We start from the raw sequence: 4,014 nt of genomic DNA on the forward strand, positions 1-4,014 counted from the left end.
ATTTCGCGGAATAGGTTAATCTCTTTCATAGGGGGGGTTATAGCCGATGTGGTTATCTTCTATAAAACCCCTTCCTGTCTACTTTTGCAACTTTTTGTCCTGTACTAAGAAAACCGTTACCAAATGATCATGAAGTCCCTATTACAAGAAAGTTTCGCCTAAAGCTATTGCAGCACAGAGATTTGAATGGGCTTCCTCTCAAAATCGAGCGTGAAGTGTCAATAGATGATCCTGAAACAGGAGAAGAAATTGGGAGAATCGATTTATGTCTTACTTGTGATCATCGCAGTGAAGTCTACTTTGCGTTTGAGTGCAAGCGACTAAATGTAATTGATAAGAATGGTCGAACTAGTTCCCTTGCAAAAGAATATGTTATGAATGGGATGACTAGATTTGTTGGTTCAGAGCCTCAATATGCAATAGGTTTAAAGCAAGGTGGCATGATTGGATATGTGATGAATGGAAAGATTGATGGTGCGATTACAGCCGTTAATAAACAAATCAAAGATCATTACAAGGATTTACAAATGAAACCCTCAAAAGGATTAAATCCGTCATCTAGATTACCAGAGAACTTGACCAGAGAAAGCTTGCACCATCTACCAGATCGTGAGTTTACAATTCATCATGTCTTTTTGCCTGTTTCAACAATCTAAAGTATTTTCTAATTCCCAAGGACTAATGCGAGTACTGTAATCATTCCATTCGCGTTGCTTTAACTTGATGTAGGATTGCACAAACTCTGAACCTAACGCATCGGGCAGAATCGTATTGGCTTGTAAACATCGCAGCGCATCCAAAAGATTTGCTGGCAACTGTTTCACCGTACCAAAGGGAAGCGGATCGGTGTAGGAATTATTGTCATAACGTTGACCTGCTTCACGTTGGTGTTTGATGCCATCGAGACCACTGACGATGAGGGCAGCAGGGAGGAGATAGGGATTCGCGGCTCCATCGGCGAGACGGAACTCAAAGCGACCTGCTTCGGGAATGCGGATCATGTGGGTGCGATTGTTACCTGTGTAGCTGATCGTATTGGGCGACCATGTTGCGCCAGAGTTGGTGACGGGGGCATTAATCCGCTTATAGGAATTGACGGTGGGATTGGTGAAAGCGCAGACGGATTCGGCGGAATGCAATACACCACCGATAAATTGATAGGCGAGGCTCGATAAACCGAGTTCTCCCTTTGCGTCATCGAAGAGATTTTTATTTCCTTCTAAATCCCAAATGGAGAGATGGGTATGACAGCCGTTGCCTGTTAGGTGTGGGAATGGTTTGGGCATGAAGGTGGCGCGGAAGCCGTGCTTTTCAGCGATCGCTTTGACCATATATTTAAAAAAGGCATGGCGATCGGCTGTGACTAAGGCATCGGCATAAGTCCAGTTCATCTCAAACTGACCATTCGCATCTTCATGATCGTTCTGATAGGCTCCCCAACCCATCGCTAACATCGCATCGCAGATTTCGGCAATGATATCGAAGCGGCGCATTAAGGCTTGTTGATCGTAGCAGGGCTTGCTAGCGCGATCGCTTAAATCGGAAATATCTGTACCATCAGCAGAGAGCAAGAAATACTCACATTCCACACCAGTTTTGACACGATAGCCGAGGGCTTCCGCTTGACTCAGGGCTTGCTTGAGAACATAGCGTGGGGCTTGTTTGACGGGTTCACCATTCATGTAGAGATCGGCGGGCATCCAGCCAATTTCGGGTTGCCAAGGTAAGGGGAAAAGACTGTTGCGATCGGGAATGGCGAAGATATCAGGATCGGCGGGTGTCATGTCGAGCCATGTGGCGAATCCTGCAAATCCCGCGCCGTTGGCTTCCATCGAGTCGATCGCTGCGGTTGGAACTAATTTAGCGCGTTGCACGCCAAAGAGGTCAGTGAAGGAAATGAGAAAGTAGCGAATCCCTTTTTCTTGAGCAATTTCCGATAGAGCCTTAGTCATAATCCCGTAATCACAATGTTTATCTCTCAGCAAACGGGATTATCGCTCAAATTAAAATTTAATCTGGTATCAATCTTGTCAATAATATTTCAAGGTAATTTCTGCGTGAATTTGCTATCCGATGCAGAGTTTAGCATCCCCTCACTTTCCTAACAATACTTAGAATCTCCCCTCTCCCTATGAATGCACCATAATATGCTAACAAAACTGAATCGTAACTAGCTTCAAAATTTTCAGATTTAGGAATAGTGGTTACATAAAGGTGTTGACCTCCTAAAGGATGACTATAGTGATAAACATAATGACCATCATTGAGTTTGCCAACAAGCGTAGAATCTTTAAAGTCTCCCCTAGATAAACCAACCACTCCACAATGACTAGACCTCAAAAGCTCATCTTTTAGTTCACGGAAGTTCTGAATCATAGAATTACTTGTAAATGGATCGTGATCAGTAAACATATGAGAAACACTTTGCTTAGAATAACCTGTATATCCAGTAACATAATACGCAAAATGTTCACAATTTCGATGACCTAAATGATAGTCAATCCCTGTAGTCATTTCTCTAATTCTCTGATTAATCAAAGACTCACTAGCTCCTGTACGCTGTTCTAGAGTAATTTCTTTTAATTCTCCATCACTACCTAAAGATTTATACTCTGAACCAGATTTAAACAACTCTTTTGTAAAAACATGACCTTTGCCGCCCATCCAAGACATTCCGTCCCAAGGTCCCCACTCGACTATCTTTCCATCGCCAATATAAACAAAGAAATGTCGAGTATGAGCAAATAATTCAACTGACAAAATATCTCCTATCTCAAACATTATTTTTTGTCTTCCTAATTTATAAACTTGCAATAACCTATTTTTTTGTTCGGTTGTGATTATAATACAAGCTTCTAAAATCAAGATATGGAAGAAATATAGAGTTGATTCTGTGGGTTTTTGATAATGATTGTCTAATTGATTCTATTTTTGAATTCCATTTCCTTCGATCATTATTAAGATCCTCACATTCTTCTGTGTTTGCTCCTTGTAGCTGATTCAATTTTTCAACTGTAGATAATCTTGATTCCATTGCACTAGCAAGATCACGAACTTCTTGGCTAATTTGCTCAAGAGTATTAAAGGCTTCTCGGTTAAGCAGAAAATAAGCTGCACTCAAATGATCTGTAAATTCATTGTCGATTTTTTCAGTAATATCTTTATACCTCTGATCAGGGAATGGTTCATAGGCAAAACGCACCAAAGCAATAGCAGCACTGTATATTTTGAATCTTCTATCATATAAATCAAGTTTTAACTTTTGACGATTTATTTCATACTGCTGATAAGCAATGTAAGCGACAATGCCTGCGATGATTATTGAAGGTAAGGCTAGTATGATTTTTTCTATCAATTCCATAGTATCAAGATTATTAACTTATTTGGATGTACAAATGAAGAAGTCATTTATTCACGACTAGAAATGCTTTTATGTAAAATTGCGTCTAATTTTTGCGATCGCTTCATTTAATCCATCAGCATGAATCCACCCAACAAAGCCACCAAAGATCATATTGCCTTCAGTATCGGCAATAAATAGATGGTTAACACCAACAGGATTTTTCCACATCTTTAGTACGGAACCATCACGAAGAGTAAAGCGCGGAGTTGCTTTTTTGAAGTCCCTACTATGAGCCTGTGTCATACCTTCAACTTCATTCAAAAAATCTACAACTTGTTCAGCAACACTTGATATTTGATTAGCCGCTTGTGCAGGTCTATTCCAGTCTTCTACAGAATCATGAATCTTTTCATAGACTCTAGCGATGGGATTTAAGGGATCAAGCATAATTTTTATTTTATACAAGTAACTATAGTTATTACAGCATAAAAAAATATCCCTACAAAGCTAAGTTTTATGAATTAAGCATATTTTTTGATAGCTGAATTCACCAACTGGAGTTTAGACTAAGGTGATTGAGATAGGCAGAAAAAGAGCAGGAAAAAGTAACTCAGAGAATAAAGAACTGAGGAAATCTAAGAGAATGAAAACGAGAATATTGAGGGTTAGGA

General features: G+C 40.0%; 5 protein-coding genes. 1 reads left to right on the forward strand and 4 read right to left on the reverse strand.

The genetic code is table 11. From position 1 onward, the window contains the following. Window positions 1-182 precede the first annotated feature (182 nt). Window positions 183-656 (forward strand): hypothetical protein, encoded by a 474-nt coding sequence (locus tag PSE7429_RS23965; protein ID WP_009629506.1) that lies wholly within the window; start codon window positions 183-185, stop codon window positions 654-656. Here PSE7429_RS23965 and glnT read toward each other — a convergent pair. The 4 genes from glnT to PSE7429_RS21630 all read right to left on the reverse strand — a co-directional run bounded on the left by glnT (window position 645) and on the right by PSE7429_RS21630 (window position 3,790). After that, window positions 645-1,952: a type III glutamate--ammonia ligase gene (gene glnT / locus PSE7429_RS21615; RefSeq protein ID WP_009629507.1), complete on the reverse strand. Its 1,308-nt coding sequence runs from the start codon at window positions 1,950-1,952 to the stop codon at window positions 645-647. The genes PSE7429_RS23965 and glnT overlap by 12 nt on opposite strands. A 130-nt stretch (window positions 1,953-2,082) precedes the next feature. Further along, the gene (locus PSE7429_RS21620; protein ID WP_144052561.1) at window positions 2,083-2,814 is read right to left on the reverse strand and encodes a lecithin retinol acyltransferase family protein; all 732 of its coding nucleotides are present in this window, start codon (window positions 2,812-2,814) and stop codon (window positions 2,083-2,085) included. 4 nt (window positions 2,815-2,818) lie between these two features. Next, on the reverse strand, window positions 2,819-3,361 hold the full coding sequence (locus tag PSE7429_RS21625; protein ID WP_009629509.1) for a hypothetical protein: 543 nt from the start codon (window positions 3,359-3,361) through the stop codon (window positions 2,819-2,821). A 69-nt stretch (window positions 3,362-3,430) separates the two neighbouring features. Then, a complete protein-coding gene (locus tag PSE7429_RS21630) occupies window positions 3,431-3,790 on the reverse strand; it encodes a hypothetical protein (protein ID WP_009629510.1) in 360 nt (119 codons plus the stop codon). Between the last annotated feature and the right edge of the window lie 224 nt (window positions 3,791-4,014).

The sequence above is a fragment of the Pseudanabaena biceps PCC 7429 genome, assembly GCF_000332215.1.
Taxonomy (GTDB): domain Bacteria; phylum Cyanobacteriota; class Cyanobacteriia; order Pseudanabaenales; family Pseudanabaenaceae; genus Pseudanabaena; species Pseudanabaena biceps.

What these genes read in the sequence shown, in the direction of transcription:
- glnT (WP_009629507.1), bottom strand. Translation starts at nt 1,952, where the DNA reads ATGACTAAGGCTCTATCGGAAATTGCTCAAGAAAAAGGGATTCGCTAC.
- PSE7429_RS21625 (WP_009629509.1), bottom strand. Translation starts at nt 3,361, where the DNA reads ATGGAATTGATAGAAAAAATCATACTAGCCTTACCTTCAATAATCATC.
- PSE7429_RS21630 (WP_009629510.1), bottom strand. Translation starts at nt 3,790, where the DNA reads ATGCTTGATCCCTTAAATCCCATCGCTAGAGTCTATGAAAAGATTCAT.